Consider the following 19,375-nt stretch of genomic DNA (forward strand, 5'->3'; position numbering starts at 1 on the left):
CCCGAGGGCTTCGATCTGGCGGTCACTTTCGATCCGGCCCGGATCGGCCGCACCGCTGCCACCGACCTGCTGGACCGGTTGGGTCTGATCCTGGACGGCATGGCGACCCGCTCCGATGAAGCCTGGGCCGACCTGCCGATCCTGACCGCGGCCGAGGCCACGCGCATCGATGCTGCGGCCCGCGGCGCCGCCATCCGCCACCCGCGGGTGCTGGACGAGATCCTGGCCCGCGCGGCCGAGGCCCCCACGGCACCGGCTTTGATCGACGCCCATGGCAGCCTGGATCGCCGCAGTCTGATCGGCCGCGCCGCCGCGCTCGCCGGGCAACTCGGCGCCGTGCAGGGTGCACCGGTGGGGTTGATGCTCGGCCGCGGTCAGGCCCATGGCATCGGCCTGCTGGGTGCCTGGCTGGCCGGTGCGGGGGCCATGCCGCTCGATCCCGAGCTGCCGGATGCCCGGCTCGCAACCATGATCGCCATCGCGGAACCGGCCGCGATCGTCGCCGATGCGGCAGAGATCGACCGGCTGCGCCGGCTGACCGACCGGCCCGTGCTTCCCCTGCCCGATGCCACCGCCGAAACCCGGCCGGTCGCGACATCGCCCGACGACCTCGCCTATCTGCTCTTCACCTCGGGCTCGACCGGCACGCCCAAGGGGGTGCGGGTCGCCTGGCGCACGCTCGACCAGCTGATCGGCTGGCACCGGGCCCGCCACCCCATGCCCGCCCGCACCCTCGGCTTCGCGCCGCTCGGCTTCGACGTCTCGATGCAGGAAGCGGCCCTGGCCTGGGCCGAGGGTGGGACGCTGGTCACCGCCGACGAGGCCACCCGCCGCGACCCGGCGGCGCTTGCCGCCTTCATCTCGCGCCACGACATCGCCCGGCTGTTCCTGCCGGTGGTGATGCTCCATGCGCTGGCCGACCATCTGGCCGACCATCCCGACCGCACCCCCGCCTCGGTGCAGATGATCGCGACCGCGGGCGAGCAGCTGCGCATCACCGCCCCGGTCCGCGACTGGTGCCGGCGGCAGCCCTTCGCCATCGACAACCAGTACGGCCCGACCGAGACCCATGTCGTCGCCGCCGAACTGCTGCCGGCATCGGATGTCGACCGCTGGCCCGACCGCCCGGCGATCGGCCGCCCGGTCGACGGCGCCACGCTTTTCGTCACCGACCCGGCCGGCCATCTCCTGCCCGACGAGGTGGCGGGCGAGCTGCTGATCGGCGGCACGGCCCCGGCGCTCGGCTATGCCGGCGATGCCGCCCGCACCGCGGAACGCTTCGTCACCGGCCCCGATGGCGGCCGCGCCTATCGCACCGGCGACCGGGTGCTCCGCCATCGCGACGGCCGGCTCAGCTATCTGGGCCGGGCCGACGACCAGGTGAAGATCCGCGGTTTCCGGGTCGAACCGGGCGAGATCGAGGCGGCGCTGGGCAGCCATCCGGATGTCGCCCAGGCGCTGGTGGTGGTGCGGACGATCGCCGGCCAGGCGACGCTGGTCGCCCATGTCGAGCCGCGCGCACGCCCCGCCGACGAGACCGGCTTCGCCCAGGCGCTCGCCGACCATCTGCGTGCCCGCCTGCCCGAGCCGATGGTGCCGGCGCGCTGGGTGATCAGCCCCGCCCTGCCGCGCTCGGCCAACGGCAAGCTCGACCGTCGGGCCCTGCCGGCCGTCGACGGCATGCCGCTCGCCGCCGCCACGGCCGCGCCGCCCGCCACCGAAACCGAGCGGCGGCTGGCGGCGATCTGGGCCGAAATCCTGGCCCTGCCGGTCGATGCGGTGTCGCGCGGCGACGATTTCTTCGCCCTCGGCGGCCATTCGCTGCGCGCCACCCAGCTGATCGCCCGCATCGGCCGCGATCTGGGCCTGGAGCCTGCGGTGGCCCAGGTCTTCGAGACCCCGCGCCTTGCGGATCTGGCGGCCGCCCTCGATGCCCTGACGCCGGCCGGCCGGACCGCCCCGATCCCGCGCCGCACGGACGACGACGACCTGCCGCTCTCCTTCGCGCAGGAGCGGTTGTGGTTCATCGATCAGTTGAGCCCGGCGCGCGGCGCCTACAACATGCCGGCCGCCCTGCGCCTGACCGGCAGGCTGGACCACGACGCCCTGGCCCGCGCCTTCGCCGCGATCTGCCGCCGCCATGCCGTGCTGCGCACCGCGATGATCGAGCGCGACGGCCGGCCGGTGCAGCGCATCCATCCCGCACCCGAGACCTGGCCGCTGCCGGTCGAGGATCTCTCTCACCTCGCCGATCCCGAGGCCGAGGTGGTCGCCCGCGCGGTCGAGGATGCCGAAACGCCTTTCGACCTCACCCGGCCGCTCAAGATCCGCACCCGGCTGCTGCGGCTCGGCCCGACCGCCCATGTCCTGCTCGCCACCCTCCATCACATCGCCTCCGACGGCTGGTCGATCGGGGTGATGGTGCGCGAGCTGGGCGCGCTTTATGCCGCGTTCGCCGCCGGCCGGCCCGATCCGCTGCCGCCGCTCTCCGTCGACTATGCCGATGTGGCGCTCTGGCAACGCGCCCGCCTGTCCGGGGCTGAACGCGACCGGCTGCTCGACCACTGGCGCGGCGTGCTCGACGGCTTTACCGCCCCCGAACCGGTCTTCGACCGGCCGCGGCCGGCGGTGCAGAGCTATCAGGGCGCGCTGACCCGCCGGCCGATGCCGGCGGCACTTGCCCGCCATGTCGACGAGACGGCGCGCCGCCACAAGGCGACGCCCTTCGTGGTGCTGCTCGCCGCCTTCCAGCTGCTGATCGGCCGCATCTCGGGCACCGCCGACGTCGCCGTCGGCTCGCCCATCGCCAACCGCACCCATCCCGATACCGAGGCGCTGATCGGCTTTTTCGTCAACGCCCTGGTGCTGCGCAGCCGCTTCAACGACGATCCGGGCTTCGCCGCCTTCACCGACCGGGTGCGCCAGGTGGTGCTCGACGCCCAGGACCATCAGGACCTGCCCTTCGAAGTGCTGGTCGAAGCGCTGGAGCCCGACCGGGCGCTGGACCGCAACCCCCTGTTCCAGATCGCCTTCGCGGTCCAGAACGCCGAATTGCCGCCGCTCGCGCTTGACGGGCTCGACATCAGGGCCGTCGAACGCGAGGTCACCCGCACCCGCTTCGATCTGGAACTCCATGTCTGGCCGTCGGAGACCGGCTACGACCTGGTCGCCTATTACGCCACCGACCTTTTCGATGCGGCCACCATCGACCGGCTGCTCGGCCGCTATGAAACCCTGCTCGCCGCCGCCCTGGCCCGGCCCGAGGCCCCGGTATCGACCCTGCCGGTCGCGACCGCGGATGAAGAGGCCGCCCTCGCCGCGCTCCGTGCCGGCCCGCCGGCCGCGGCCTTCCGTCCCGTCACCGCCGAAATTGCCGATCGGGCGGCCGAGGCCCCCGCGGCTCCGGCGATCCTGCACCAGGGTGCCCCCCTCTCTCGCACCGATCTGGACCAGGCCGCCACGCGCCTCGCCCGGCGGCTGATCGCGGCCGGTATCGGACCCGAAGACCGGGTCGGCCTGCTTTTCGACCGCTCGCCCGCTTTCGTGATCGCGGCACTGGCGGTGCTGCGCGCTGGCGCCGCCTACGTCCCGATGGTCACCGACTATCCGGACGAGCGCATCCGCTGGCAGATCGCCGATGCCGGCATGCGCGCGGTGCTGGCCGCCGCCGATCAGGCACCCCGCATCGGCGATGCCGTGCCCGTGCTGGTGCCGGACGACGATACGGGTGACGGCGATGCCGCAGCCCGGCTGCCAGATCCGGCGGGCCTGGATCCGGCGGGCCTGGATGCCGACCGCCTCGCCTATGTGGTCTATACCTCGGGCTCCACCGGCCGGCCCAAGGGCGTGGCCGTCACCCATGGCGGGCTCGCCAATCTGGTCGCCTGGCACCGGCGGGTCTATGCGCCCGACCAGACCACGCGCATGGCCCAGGTGGCCGGCCTCGCCTTCGACGCCGCCGGCTGGGAGATCTGGCCGGCACTTGCCGCCGGGGCCGCCCTGGTCCTGCCCCAGCCGGGGGCCAGCCGCGATCCCGACCTGCTGCTGGCCGATTTCGTCACCCATGGCGTGACCCAGGCCTTCGTGCCGACACCGCTTGCCGCCCCGCTGCTCTCGCGCCCCAGGCCCGAGGGGTTGAAGCTCGACCTGCTTCTGACCGGCGGCGAACGGCTGGCGACTGCCCCCGAGATGCCCGGCGTGCGGCTGATCAACCATTACGGCCCCACCGAGACCGCGGTGGTCGCCACCGCCGGCCCGGTCGATCCGGCAGAGATAGCCGACGGCCGCGCACCCGCCATCGGCCGGCCGATCGACGGCTTCACCGCCCATGTCCTGGACCGCCGGATGCGCCCGGTACCCCTGGGTGTGGCGGGTGAACTCTGGCTGGGCGGCGCCGGTCTCGCCCGCGGCTATCTGGGCCGGGCGGAGCTGACCGCCACGGCTTTCCTGCCCGACCCGTTCTCCTCGACCCCCGGGGCCCGGCTCTACCGCACCGGCGATCTGGTGGTGCGGCGGCCCGACGGATCGCTCGATTTCCGCGGCCGCGCCGACGGCCAGGTGAAGCTCCGCGGTCACCGGATCGAGCCGGGGGAGATCGAGGCGGCGCTGCGCGACGATCCGGCGGTCGCCGAGGCCGCCGTGCTGCTGGCGCCGGCCGGCGATGGCCAGGCCGGCGCCCGGCTGGTCGCCTTCGTGGTGGCAGATACCGCCGCCGACGAGGCCGACCGTGCCGCCCGCGAGGCCGAGCGCGCCGAGGACTGGCGCCGGCTTTATGCCGATACCTATGGCGCGCTGGACGGCGACCCGGTCTTCCGCATCGCCGGCTGGACCAGCAGCTACGACCGCAGCCCGATCCCGGCCCCGGAAATGGCCGCCTGGCGCGATGCCACCGTCGCCGCCATCGACCGGCTGGGCGGAGAGACGGTCTGGGAAATCGGCTGCGGCAGCGGTCTGCTGCTGTGGAAGCTGGCACCGCGCCGCCGCCGCTACCATGCCACCGACTTCTCCGCCGAGGCGATCGCGCATCTGAAGGCCGATCTGGCCCGAAGCGGCATCGATCACGTCACGCTGGAGCGCCGCGCCGCCGACGACATGGCCGACCGGCCGACAGGCCCCTGGGATAACCGGCCGGCGGGCCCCTGGGATGCGATCGTCATCAATTCGGTCATCCAGTATTTCCCGGGCGAGGACTATCTGCTGCGGGTGCTGCGCGGCGCGCTCGATGCCATCGCGCCCGACGGCGCGCTCTTTGCCGGCGACATCCGCGCCGCCCATGTCGAGCGCGGTTTCCAGACCTCGATCGCCCTGCATCAGGCCCCCGCGGCCACCCCGGCGGAGGCGCTCTCAGCCCGCATCGCCGATGCGCTGGCGGCCGAAAAGGAACTGCTGATCGACCCGGCCTGGTTCCTGACCCGCGCCGCGGCCCTGCCCGGTGTGGCAGGGGTGGACATCCGGCTGAAGCGCGGCCGCGACCGCAACGAGATGACCCGCTTCCGCTATGACGTCACCCTGTTCAAGGGTGCGGCCCGGGCGCCGCTGGTGCCCGACCGGCGGATGGTCTGGGCGGACGGCCCCGATTTCCCCGCCCTCTGTGCGCGGGTGGCGGCAGAGGGTGGCCGGATCGAGATCCTGGACCTGCCCAATGCCCGCACGGCCGCCGACATGGCGGCGGCCGACCGGCTGGACGGCCGCCATGCCACGGCGGGCGACATCGCCGCGGCCGCAGCCGAAGCGGCGCGGGATGCCGTGGATCCCGAAACCCTCTGGTCGATCGCCGATGAAGCCGGCGTCGCCCTGCGCATCACCTGGGCCGAGGATCCGGCCCTGATGCATGTGCTGATCGAACCCGCCGCCGCGGCCGAAGATCCGCGCCCGCCGCTCTGGGCGCCCTGGCGGTCGATGCCGGCGCGCAGCCCGATCAACGACCCGCTGGCCGCCGGTGCCGACCGGCGCATGATCCGCCGCCTGCGCGACCATCTGCGCCGCCGCCTGCCCGAAGCCCTGGTGCCGGCCGAGATCCGCCTGGCCGACCGGCTGCCGCTTACCCCCAACGGCAAGCTGGATCGGGCCGCCCTGCTGGCGCGGCTCACCGCCTCGCGCGCCGCGGCTCCCGAGGCCGCCGCCACCCCGGCCGGCGCCACCGAGGCGACCCTCGCCCGGATCTGGTGCGAGGTTCTGGGCATTCCCACAATTGGCCGGACGGACAATTTCTTCGAGGCCGGCGGCGATTCGATCCTGTCGATCCAGGTCGCCTCCCGCGCCCGCAAGGCCGGGCTGCCGCTGGCCGTCCGCGACCTCTTCGCCCATCAGACCCTGGCGGAACTGGCCGGGGCGCTGGACGCCCGCGCCGAAACCGATGCCGGCCGCGATGCCTGCCTGCCGGTCGACGGCGCCGTACCGCTCACCCCCGTTCAGGCCTGGTTCCTGGACCGGGAACCGGTCGACCCGCATCACTTCAACCAGGCGATCCTGCTGACCCTGCCGGCTGGAACCGGGGATGCGGCGATCCGGGCCGCCGTGCAGACCCTTGCCGGCCGCCACGACGCGCTGCGCCTGCGCTTCGCCCCCGATGGCAGCGGCCGGATGATGCAGCAGGCGGGCCCGGTGGACGGCGCCACCCGGTTCGACAGCATCGATGCCCGCGGCGACGACTGGGGCGCCCATGCCGCCCGGGTGCAGGCGGGGCTGGACATCTCCCGCGGCCCGCTGCTGCGTGTGGTCCGCTACCGGACCGGTGCCGACACCGACCGCCTGCTGATCGTCGCCCATCACCTGGTGATCGATGCGGTGTCGTGGCGGCTGCTGCTCGACGAGCTGCGCGAGCTGCTGGCCGGTGATGCCGTCGACCCGGTACCGGCTCCCTCCGTCACACCGGCACCCTCCTTCACCCGCTGGGCGGCGGCACTGGCCGATCGGGCCGCGCGCGGCGCCTTCGACGACGAAATCCCGCACTGGCAGGCGGTCGCCCGCGCCGCGACCTCGGCCGCGGACCTGCCGGTCGACGACCCGGCCGCGCCCGATCTGGTCGGGCGCGCCCGGGCCACCCACCGCGCGCTCGACGAGACCCGCACCGACCGGCTGCTGCGCGCCGCCAACCGCGCCCTGCGCACCGAGGCGGCGGAGATCATCACCGCGGCCGTCGCCCGCGCGCTGGCCCGGCTGACGGCCACCGCCCCGGTTACCGCCCCGGCCACCACCCCGGTCACCGCCCCTGGCCCGGTCACCCTGCTGATCGACCGCGAAGGCCATGGCCGCGAGGATCTGGTGCCGGGTCTCGATCCTGCCCGGATCACCGGCTGGTTCACCGCCATTCACCCGGTGGCACTGATCGTCGATCCGGCCGAGCCGCCCCGGGCCAGCCTCGCCCGGATCAAGGACGCGCTCCGCGCCGTGCCGCGCCGGGGTGCCGGCTTCGGCCCGCTCATCCGCGCCGGGCGGATCGACACCCCGCCACCGGCGCCCGGGATCGCCTTCAACTATCTGGGCCAGGTCGATGCGGCGCTGGATGGCGGCGGCCTGCTGGCCGCGGCACCAGAGCCTGTCGGGCCCCTGCAAAGCCCGGCGGCGCAGCGTCTGCATGCGCTGACCATCGGTGCCGCGGTGATGGCGGGGCGGCTCAGGGTCGAGATCACCTGGCCCGGCGACCGCATCGCCGCCGCCCGTATGGAGCGGCTGGCCGATGATGTGGTGGCCGAACTCGGCGCCCTGGTCGATGCCTGCATGGCGGCCGATGCCGCCGGGCTGACGCCCTCGGATCTGCCGCTCGCCGGGCTGGATCAGCCGGGCCTCGATGGCCTGCTCGCCCGGCTGCCGATCCCGGCGGAGGCGGTGGAAACCGCCTGGCCGGCAACGGCACTTCAGCACGGCCTGCTGCTGCAGGGCGCGCGCGGCCCGGCCGAGGGGGCGGCGCTCTATGTCGAACAATTCGCCTTCCGCCTGCGCCCGCCCGTCGACACCGGGGCGCTGGCCCGCGCCTGGGATCTGGTCACCGCCCGCCACCAGGCGCTGCGCTCGCTGATCCTGCACGAGGGGTTGGAGCGGCCGCTGGTGGTGGTCGCGCGACACCACAGCCCCGAGATCGCGACCTGCAACCATCGGGCGCTTGCACCGGCCGTGGCCGAAGCGGCGCTCGATGCCGCACTTGCCCGCGACCGGGCCACCCGCTTCGATGCCGCCCGGGCCTGCCCCTGGCGCCTGGCCCTGCACCGGTTGCCCGGGGATGCCGGCTCTGATGAAGATGTCGGGGCGGGCGACATCGTGCTGGTCTGGAGCTTCCACCACGCCCTGCTCGACGGCTGGTCGACCTTCCGGGTGCTGGAAGAGGTGCTGGCCGCCTATGCCGCCCTCAGCCGCGGCGCAACGCCGGATCTGGCGCCGGCCGCCCCGCTCGCCCGCTTCGCCGCCTGGCTCGCCGCCCGCAATCCGCTGGCCGAAGAGACCTATTGGCGCGCGGCCCTCGACACCCTGCCCGAACCGCAGCCGCTGCCCGCGGCCCGCCCCGGCGGCACGGCGACGGCCGAACGCCGCCACGTCACCGGCCGCCTGCCGGCTCCGGCGGCGGCACGGATCATAGAGGCCGCCCGGCTGCTGAAGGTGACGCCGGCCACCATCGCCCAGGCCGCCTGGGCGATGGTGCTGGCCCGCCATGGCGACCGCGACGACGTCGTCTTCGGCACCACGGTCTCGGGCCGGCCCGAGGCGGTGGCAGAGGTCGAACGCATGGTCGGCCTGTTCATCAACACCGTCGCCGTGCGCGTGCGGATCGATCCCGCCCGCCGCATCGGCGACTGGCTGGCCGAGCTTCAGGAAAGCCGCCGCGCCGCCACCGCCTTCGAGGCCGCCCCCCTGGGCCTGGTCCAGCGCTGGGCCCTGCCGGGAGAGCAGCGCCGGCCGCTGTTCGAAACCATCCTCGCCTTCGAAAACTACCCGGTCGCCGAGGCGCTGAAGGGCGATGCCGCCACCCCGCCGGTGCTGGATGTCGCCGACACCGTCTACGAGGGCCGCACCGAATATCCGCTGGCCGTCACCGTGCTGCCGGGCGACGGCTTCGCGGTCGACATCGCCTATGATCCGGGGCTGGTCGATGCCGGGGCGGCCGACCGGCTGCTCGGCCAGATGCTGACCGCGCTGGCCGGCCTCACCCGGGATCCCCTGGCCCGGCTGGCCACGGTCGACGTGCTGGATGCGGCCGAGCGCCGGCTGATCGCCGACTGGTCTGAGGGCCGTGGCGCGGCGGCGATCGCGGCCGGCTTCGCCGGGGATCCGGCACCGGTTGCCGATGACGACCGGCCACTGCATCTGCGCCTTGCCGACCATGGGGCCGGGGAGCCGGCGCTGATCCATGGCGATCGCCGGCTGGATCGCGCCTGGCTCGACACCGCCGCCCGCCGGGTCGCCGCCCGGCTGGTTGCGGCGGGCGTGGGCAAGGGCGATCTCGTCGCCCTGCTGATGCCGCGCTGCCCCGAACTGGTCGCGGCCATGGTCGGCATCCATCTGGCCGGCGCCGCCTATCTGCCGCTCGACCCGGTCTATCCCGATGCCCGCATCGCCGCGGTTCTGGGCCATGCCCGGCCGCGGGCGGTGCTTGCGGATGTGGCGGGGCTCGGCCGTCTTCACGACCTCGCCGGGGCCCCGGCGCTGCGGCTGGATGTCGCCGCCGTCACCGGCACCGGCCCCCTGCTCGACCCGCTGCCCCAACCCGCCGCGGACTGGCGGGATCAGCCCGCCTATGTCATCTACACCTCGGGATCCACCGGCACGCCCAAGGGCGTCGTCGTCACCCTCGGCAATCTCGCCCGGCTGATCGATGCCACCCGGCCCTGGTTCGATTTCGGGCCCGGGGACGTCTGGACCCTGTTCCATTCCCCCGCCTTCGACTTCTCGGTCTGGGAGATCTGGGGGCCGCTCGCAACCGGCGGCCGGCTGGTGATCGTCGATCACGACCAGGCCCGCGACCCGGCCGGCTTCCATCGCCTGCTGGCGCATGAAGGCGTGACGGTGCTGAACCAGACGCCGAGCGCCTTCGCAGCCCTCGACGCGGCCGATGCCCTGGCGGCAGGCGTCCCGGCACTCGATGCGCTGCGTCTGGTGATCTTCGGCGGCGAGGCCCTGGATGCCGCAAGCCTTGCCGGCTGGTTCGCCCGCCATGGCGACGACCGCCCGGCGCTGGTCAACATGTACGGCATCACCGAAACCACCGTTCATGTCACCCATGCCCGGATCCGCGCGCCCCACGCCGCTGAAACCGGCACGGCGCCGATCGGCGTGCCGATCCCCGATCTCTCCCTGCAGCTGCTCGACCATCAGGGGCGCCCGGTGCCGATCGGGGCGGCGGGGGAAATCCATGTCGGCGGCCGCGGCCTCGCCCGCGGCTATCTGGGTCGCGACGACCTGACGGCCGAGCGTTTCATCACCACCGCCGACGGCACCCGGCTCTATCGCAGCGGCGATCTCGGCCGCTGGCGCAGCGATGGCCGGCTCGATCATCTGGGGCGGATCGACGCCCAGGTGAAGATCCGCGGTTTCCGGATCGAACCGGCCGAAATCCGCGCGGCCCTCCTCGCCCATCCAGCCATCGCCGATGCCGCGGTGGCGGCCCGTGCCGGCGGCGCGGATGGGGAATTGCGGCTGGTGGCCTGGATCCTGGCCGACGATGTCCCGGAAGATCTGCGCGACCATCTGAAGGCCCGGCTGCCCGACTGGATGGTCCCCTCCGCGATCATGCCGGTGGCGGCGCTGCCGCTCACCCGCAACGGCAAGCTCGACCTTGCCGCCCTGCCCGACCCGTCACCGGTCGCCGGCAGCGGCGGTGCGGCGCCCGCCACGGCGACCGAGATCCGGCTGGCCCGGATCTGGGAAGAACTGCTGGGCGTGCCGGCACCCGGCCGCCGTGATGATTTCTTCGCCCTCGGCGGCCATTCGCTGCTGCTCGCCCGCCTCGCCCACCGGATTGCGCGGGAATTCGGCGTCACCCTCGACTGGCCGACCCTCTTCGCCGCCACCAGCCTCGAAGCCCAGGCCGCCAGGATCGAGGGCCTGGCCGGCAGCGATGGCCTGCCGCCGCTGCGCCCGGTGCCGCGCGACGGCCGGCCGCTGCCGCTGTCGGCCGCCCAGCGCCGGATGCTGTTCCTGAACGAGGCCGCCCCCGGCCCGGCGCACACCATCCCGCTGCTGCTCGGCCTGACCGGCCCTCTCGACCTCGCCCGGCTGCAGGCGGCGATCGACGGGCTCATCGCCCGGCACGAGGCGCTGCGGTCGCGCTTCCCGACCGTGGCCGGCCAGCCGGTCCAGCTGGTGGCGCCCGCTGCACCGCAGCCGCTGGCCGTGGTCGAGCCCGAGGATGCGGCCGAATGGATCCGGGCCGAACTCGCCCGCCCCTTCGATCTGGCGAACGAGCCCGCCTTCCGCTGCACCCTGCTGCGGCGTGGGCGGCAGGATCATGTCCTGGTCGCCTGTCTGCACCATGTCGCGGGTGACGGCTGGTCGGTCGGGCTGCTGGCGCGCGATCTGGGCGCGCTCTATCAGGGCGATACCGACCTGCCGCCGGTGGTGATCGGATCGGCCGATCTGGGTGCCGCCGAGGCCGATCCCCGGCGGATGGCGGCGGTGAATGCGGCGCTGGACCGGCGCGCCGCGGCCCTGGCCGGGCTGCCGGTGCTGGACCTGCCGACCGACCGGCCCAGGCCCGACATCCGCCGCGGCCTGGGCGCCTGCCACGGGTTCACCCTGCCCGCCACCCTGGCAGAGGCGGCCCGCAGCCTTGCCGCCGCCCGGGGCACGACGACCGCCGTGGTGCTGGCGGCGGCCCAGGCGGCCCTGCTCGGCGGCCTTGCCCAGGCCGACCGCTTCGCCATCGGCCTGCCGGCCGCAGAACGCCTGGCGCCCGAGACCGCCGAGACCGTCGGCCTGCTGGTCGAAACCCTGGTGCTGGCGGTGGATCTGGGCCAGGTCAGCGGGGCCGGGCTGATCGACCGGCTGGCGGCCGAGATGCGCACCGCGCTGGGCGCGCGGCCGCTGCCGCTCGACCGGCTGATCGACCGGCTGGCGCCGCCGCGCGATCCGGCGCGCACGCCGGTCTTCCAGACCATGTTCGGCCATGAACGTCTGGCCGCCCACGGGCTCGACATGGGCCCCGATCTGGCCGCAGAGCTGCTGCCGGCACCCATGGCCGGCGCCCGCACCGATCTCACCCTGATCCTGACCGACCGTGCGGATGGCGGGCTGGACGGGTTGATCGAATACGACACCGACCTGTTCGAAGCGGCAACCATCGACCGCCTGGCCACCGGCTATGCCCGGCTGCTGGCCGCCCTGATCGCGGCGCCCGACCGGCCGGTCGCACAGCTGCCGCTCGGCGACCCGGCCCCGGCCGCCCCCGCATCGGCCCCGCGGCCTGCCGGCCCGGCTGCGGCGTTCCGCGCCGTCGTGGCGGCCCGCCCGCAGGCGATCGCCATCAGCCATGCCGACGGCACCCGGATCGGCTATGCCGATCTGCTCGACCGTGCCGACAGGCTCGCCCGCGGGCTGACCGCCCGGGGGCTCCGCCCCGGCGCCCATGTCGGGCTCTATGCCGAACGTTCGGTCGAGAGCATCGTGGCGACGCTCGCGATCATGCTGGCGGGTGCCGCCTATGTGCCGATCGATCCCGCCTATCCGGCCGAGCGTCAGGCGATCATCGCCCGGGATGGCGGGCTGGAGGCGCTGATCCTGCCCCGAACCGCCCCCCTGCCCGACTGGGCGGCCGGCCTTGGACAGATCGTTCGGATCGACCGGGATGGCGGGGGCGATCAGCATGGTACCCCTGCACCCGCGCCCGACGGACCGGTATCGCCGGAGGCCGTGGCCTATCTGATGTTCACCTCGGGCTCCACCGGCCGGCCCAAGCCGATCGCGGTGCCCTGGCGGGCGGTGATGGCCCGTGCGATCGCCGGCGGCTATGCCGCGATCGGGCCCGAGACGGTGATCCCGCACATCTCCAACCCGTCCTTCGACGCGGCGACCTTCGAAATCTGGGGGGCGCTGCTCAACGGTACCCGGCTGCATCTGGTCGATCAGCCGGTGCTGGCCGATCCGGCCCGGCTGGCCGATGAACTGACGCAAGCCGGCGCCACTCTCGTCTTCCTGACCACCGCCCTGTTCAACCGCATCGCCGAGCGTGCCCCCCAGGCCTTTGCCGGCATCGGGCGGGTGCTGACCGGCGGCGAGGCGATGCAGATGCGCTGGATCCGGGCGGCGGCGGCCGCCTGTCCCGCCACCCGCTTCGCCAATATCTACGGCCCGACCGAAACCACGACCTTCGCCACCGTCTTCGACATCGACGATGTGGCGATCGATGCCGCCCCGATCGGCCGGCCGATCGCCGACACCACCGCGCAGATTCTGGACCGCCATCTCCGGCCGCTGCCCGATGGCGTGCCCGGGGAACTCTGCCTGGGCGGCGCCGGCCTTGCCCATGGCTATCCGGGCGATCCGGTGCGCACGGCGCTGGCCTTCGTGCCCGACCCGTTCGCCACCACCCCGGGGGCGCGTCTCTACCGCACCGGCGACCGGGTGGTGCGCGATGCCCGGGGCAGGCTCCGCTATCTGGGCCGCCGCGACGGCCAGATCAAGCTGCGCGGCCATCGCATCGAGCCCGGAGAAATCGCCGCCGCGGCGCAGACCGTTCCGGGCGTGGCCCAGGCCCATGCGATGCTGCGCCGGGACGACGACACGCCCCGGCTGGTGCTCTACGCAACCGGCACCGCCACCCCGGCGGCACTTGCAACCGCCCTCCGCGGCCTCCTGCCGCGCTGGATGGTGCCCTCGGCGGTGCTGGTGCTCGACAGCCTGCCGGTCACCGCCAACGGCAAGATCGACACCGCCCGCCTGCCGGCACCGCCGGCGGTCGCAGCGGACCCCGTGGCGGCGACCGGTGACGGCACCGTCGACCGGCTGGCGGCGATATGGGCCGTCCTGCTCGGCCATCGCACGTTCGGGCCGGCCGACAACTTCTTCGATGTCGGCGGCCATTCGCTGCTGCTGGTCGATCTGCGTGCCCGCATCGCCGAGGGGCTGGGGGTGACCCTGGCCATGACCGACTTCTTCGCCGCCCCGACCCTGGCCGATCTGGCCCGGCGGATCGACGAAGGCGCGACGCCGGCGGCACCCGCCCGGCCGGGCGCCGCCGCCGATCGCCTGGACGGCCGCAGCCGTCTTGCCGCCCGCCGCCGCAGACCCTGAACCCCGACCCGAAGGCCCCTGCCGATGATCCCCGCCGACGACCACAGCATGACCAATGCCGGGACCGCGCCGTCGCCCACCGACATCGTGATCATCGGCATGGCCTGTCGCGTGCCCGGCGCCGACGGGCCCGAGGCGCTGGCGCAGCTGCTGGCCGAGGGGCGCGAGGGCATCGCCGATCTGCCTGCCGATGACGGCATCGACGATCCGCGCTGGGTGCGGCGCAAGGGGCTGCTGGCCGATCCCTTCGGCTTCGATGCCGGGCTGTTCGGCCATGCCCCGCGAGAGGCGGCGCTGATCGACCCGCAGGCGCGGCTGCTGCTGGAACTGGCCTGGGAAGCGCTGGAACGCGCCGGCCAGCCCCCCCGGGCGACCGAGGGCCAGGGCCGCACCGCCGTCTATGCCGGCGCCGGCATCAGCACCTATCTGCTGACCCATCTGCTCAACAATCCCGCGGCGGCCGATCTCGCCACACCCTTCGAGGCGGTGCTCGCTAATTCGGGCGACAGCCTGGTGACGCGCATCGCCTATGAACTGGATCTGCGCGGCCCGGCGGTGGACGTCCAGACCGCCTGTTCGACCTCGCTGGTGGCGGTGCATCTGGCGGTGCAGGCGCTGATCGCCGGCGAATGCCGGATGGCGCTGGCCGGCGGCGCCTCGATCGACCTGCCGGCGCCGACGGGCTATTGGTACGCCCCCGGCATGATCCTGAGCCCCGACGGCCATTGCCGGGCCTTCGCGGCCGATGCCGCCGGCACCGTGCCCGCCTCGGGCGGCGGCATGGTGGTGCTGAAGCGGCTGGTCGATGCGCTGGAGGATGGCGACCATATCCATGCGGTGATCCGCGGCTCTGCCATCAACAACGACGGAGCCGCCCGGATCGGCTTCACCGCCCCGGGTGTCGAGGGCCAGGCCGAGGTGATCGCCGAGGCGCTGACGCTGGCCGGTATCGCGCCCGAGCAGATCGGCCTGATCGAGGCCCATGGCACCGGCACCCCCATCGGCGACCCGATCGAGGTTCAGGCGCTCACCCGCGCCTTCGGGCCCGAGGTGCCGCGCGGGCAGTGCCTGCTGGGCTCGATCAAGAGCAATCTGGGCCATCTGAACGCGGCGGCCGGCGTGGTCGGCCTGATCAAGGCGGTGATGGCGGTGGAGGCCGGCATGGTGCCGCCCACCCTGCATGCGGACCAGCCCAACCCGGCCCTCGACCTCGCCGCCACGCCTTTCCGGCTGGCGACCGCCCTCAGCCCCTGGCCGGCGATTCGCGGGCCGCGGCGCGCGGGCGTCAGCTCCTTCGGCATGGGCGGCAGCAATGCCCATGTGGTGATCGAACAGGCCCCGCCGCCCCCCGTGCGCCCGGCCGCCCCGGCCCGGCTGCTGTGCTTCGCGGCGGCGACCGCCACCGCACTCGACCGCATGAGCACGGCCCCGATCCCGGCGACGGCCGATGCCGGCTTCACCCTGCTTGCCGGCCGGGCACGTCTGCCGCATCGGCGGGTGCTGCTGTGGCTGCCGGATGGCGGGATGGAAACGATCGACGGTCAGGCCCCCGACCAGCCGGTGACCGTGGCACTCGCCCGGCCCGATGCCGCCGTCGCCGCCGGTCTGGCGGCCCTTGGCCTGGACCTCAGCCCCGATGGCACGCTGATGCTGGAGGTCGAGGGCCGCGACGAAACCGCGCTCCTCCGCGCCGTCGCCCGCGCCTGGACGCAGGGTGCCGACATCGATGCCGTCCGGCTCTACGGCCCCGGCCGCCGCCGGCTGCCGCTGCCCGGCTATCCGTTCGAACATGGCCATCACGAGATCCCGCGCCCCGCCGCCATGCCGACCGCGGCCGATCCGCTGGCCCTGCCGCCCAGGCTGGCCGATCCGGCCGACTGGTTCTGGCTGCCGGTCAGTCGCGAAATCCCGCCGCCTTCGGTCGAGGCCGAGGCGGCGGATGCCGCCATCACCGGCCCGGTGCTGATCCTGGCCGACGCGCTGGGGGTGAGCGCGATCCTGGCCGATCGGCTGCGGGCGGCCGGCCACGGCGTCACCCTGGTCACGCCCGGCAGCGCGTTCGCCGCGGCGGGGCCGGGCCGTTTCACCCTGGACCCCGCGGATCCGGGCCAGTTCCGCAGCCTGGTCGCAGCGCTCCAGGCCGAGCCGCGCACCATCCTCCATGCCTGGGCGCTGGAGGGGGCCGAAGCGCCCGCCGCCGGGGTCGAGACCATCGCCGCGGTGCAGAGCCGGGGGCTGCATGCCCTGCTCCACCTGCTTCAGGCCCTGGGCAGCCCGGGCACGGGGCCCGAACGCCGGCTGCTGGTGGCGGCCGACCGGCTGCTGCCGGTGACGGACAATGATCTCCGGCCCGATCACGCGCCGCTGCTGGGGGCCGCCAAGATCGTTTCGCAGGAATACGACCGCATCCTCTGCCGGATGGTCGATCCCGGCACCGCCGCGCCGGCGCAGCTGGCCGATATCCTTCTGGCCGAGCTGACCGAGGGGGCGGAGGCGCCGCGCGTGACCAGCTGGCGCGGCGGCCGGCGCTTCGTCGGCGAAGAAGCCCCCCGGCGGCTGACCGGGGATGGCCGGGCGCGGTTCGTGCCGGGCGGGGTGACGGTGATCACCGGCGGGCTGGGCGGCATGGGTCTCGCCTTCGCCGAAGAGGTGGCGGAGCTTGCCCCCGGCGGCGCGCTGGTGCTGATCGGCCGGTCGGTCTTCCCCGACCCCGAAGACTGGGAGGACTGGCTGGTCGAGAATGGCGAGGCCGGCCGCATCGCCCGCAGCATCCGGCGCCTGCAGGCGATCATCGCCCGCGGCACGAGGCTGATGGTGGCGACCGCCGACGTGGCCGATGCCGGTGCGGTCGAGGGGGTTCTGGCCGAGGCGCGCCGCCGCTTCGGGCCGATCACCGCCCTGCTGCACACCGCGGGCCTTGCCGATTATGAAGGCGTGATCCACGGCCGCCCGCGGGAACGCACCGACCGGGTGATGGCCGCCAAGCTTCAGGGCACGTTGGTGCTCGACCAGGCAACGCGGAACGATCCGCTGACCCTGTTCCTGCTCTGCTCCTCGCTCGGCACCGTGCTCTATCATGTGAAGTTCGGCCAGGTCGGCTATGCGGCGGCGAACGAGTTCATCGACGCCTTCGCCCGGGCGCGGGCCGCCGACCCTGCCCGCCCCGGCGCCACGGTCGCGATCCGCTGGTCGGACTGGCGCGACAGCGGCATGTCGGTGGCGGCGCTCGCCCGCTGGGCGGAGCGCACCGGCATCGACGAGAGCGACTATATCTCGGACGGTCTGACCGATCTGGAAGGCCGGCTGGCCATGCGCCGCGCCGCAGGCCAGGCGGCGCCGCTGATCGGGGTGTCGCAGCACGACCTGCGGATGCTGGTTGCCCAGGATCCCCTGCGCGCCCGGGCCTTTCTGGCCGAGACCGACCGCGCCCATGCCCGGCCGGCGCTGGCGCAGGATTACGTGGCGCCGCGCACCGCGGCAGAGCGCGAGGTGGCGCGGATCTGGCAGCGGCTGCTGGGCATCGACCGGGTGGGCGCGCTGGATGATTTCTATGATCTGGGCGGCCATTCCCTGCTGGCCACGCAGGTTCTGTCGCGGATCACCGAGCGGCTGAAGGTCGAGGTGCCGCTGGATGCCTTCCTGGACGATCCGACGGTGGAGGCGCTGGGAGGGCTGGTGGATGCGGCCGAGGCCGCCCGCGCCGCGACGGCCACCGCCGCCGCCGGCAGCCTGCCGGCCGAGACCTCTGGCGATGACGGCCCGATCCCTCATGCCGGCCGGCCGGAAACCGGGCTGCCGCTGTCTTTCGCCCAGGCGCGCTGCTGGTTCCTGGACCAGATGGAGCCGGGCAGCGCCGGATATAACATGCCGATGGCGCTGGATGTGGCCGGGCCGCTGGACCGGATGGCCCTGTCGCACAGCATCGACCTGATCCTGGCCCGGCACGAGGGGCTGCGCATGCTGTGCCTGGTGCAGGACGGCGAGCCGCGCCAGATCGTGGCGCCGGCACGCACCGGCAGTCTGGAGATCCGGCCGCAGACCGGGCCGTCCGACATGCGGGCCCTGGCCGAGGCCGAGGCGCGCAGGCCCTTTGACCTGACGCGGGACATCCCCTTCCGCGCCGCCCTGGTGCCGGTGGGGCCCGAGCGGCATCTGCTGCTGATCACCATGCACCATATCGCATCCGACGGCTGGTCGATGGGGGTGTTCCTGGACGAGCTGGCGCGGTTCTATGCCGGCTTTGCCGCGGGCCAGGTGCCGGCCCCGGCCCCCCTGCCGGTGCAGATGCCGGATGTGGCGGCCTGGCAGCGGCAGCGCTATGCCGGCGGCCGGCTGGAGGCGCTGACCGGCTGGTGGCGCGACCGGCTGGCGGGGCTGCCCGATCTGGTGCTGCCGACCGACCGGCCGCGGCCACCCGTCCGTAGCGATGCCGGCGGGCTGATCGCGGTGCCGCTGGACACGGCGGCCATGGCCCGGCTGCGGGCGCTGGGGCGGGCGGAGCGGGCGAGCCCGTTCATGGTGCTGCTGGCGATCTTCCGCCATCTGCTGGGCCGCTATTCGGGGCAGGAGGATTTCGCGATCGGCACGCCGGTGGCGGCCCGGTCCCGGCCCGAGCTGGAGCCGCTGATCGGCTTTTTCGCCAACACGCTGGCCATCCGCAGCCGCATACCTTCAGATGCAAGCCTGCGCCGGGCGGTGGCGATCGTGCGCGAGGATGCCGGCCAGGCCTTCGCCCGCCAGGACCTGCCCTTCGACCGGCTGGTGGAAGAGCTGGGCATCGCCCGCGACCCCGGGCGCAACCCCGTATTCCAGGTGCTGTTCGTGCTGCAGAACGCCGGCCGGGCGACCCCGCGGGTGGCGGGGCTGGAGCTGACGCCGCTGGAGGCGGACACCGCCACCGCGAAGTTCGACCTGACGCTGTCGGTGGTGCCGGCCCCCGTGGCGGAGGGGGCCGAGGCCGAGGATTGCAAACAGGCGTTGTTCGAATTTGCCACCGACCTGTTCGATCCGGCCGGAATCGAGATGATGGGAGCATGCTTCGCCGAACTGGTCATGCGACTTTCGGTTGAAGCCGACGCGCCGATGTCGTCCATTGCGCTGACTGCCGCGGGGATGGCGGCCGCAGCCGATGACGACGGCTGGTGAGGGAGGGAGGACG

The 19,375-nt window shown here is 73.9% G+C and carries 2 protein-coding genes (1 of these 2 only partly in view); both read left to right on the forward strand.

Annotated features, from left to right (window positions below; all coding sequences use genetic code 11):
• On the forward strand, positions 1–14,217 hold the 3' portion of the coding sequence (locus WI697_RS05215; protein WP_345957693.1) for an amino acid adenylation domain-containing protein. Its footprint begins 1,341 nt before the window's first position; the window shows 14,217 of its 15,558 coding nt (coding positions 1,342–15,558); its start codon lies off the left edge, out of view; it ends in the stop codon at positions 14,215–14,217.
• Positions 14,218–14,241: 24 nt separating this feature from the next.
• On the forward strand, positions 14,242–19,362 hold the full coding sequence (locus WI697_RS05220) for a condensation domain-containing protein (protein ID WP_345957694.1): 5,121 nt from the start codon (positions 14,242–14,244) through the stop codon (positions 19,360–19,362).
• Positions 19,363–19,375 lie beyond the last annotated feature (13 nt).

This window comes from Tistrella mobilis, from assembly GCF_039634785.1.
GTDB lineage: Bacteria > Pseudomonadota > Alphaproteobacteria > Tistrellales > Tistrellaceae > Tistrella > Tistrella mobilis.

Excerpts from the sequence above, each read along its gene's own strand:
- WI697_RS05220 (WP_345957694.1), top strand. The coding sequence starts at position 14,242 with ATGATCCCCGCCGACGACCACAGCATGACCAATGCCGGGACCGCGCCG.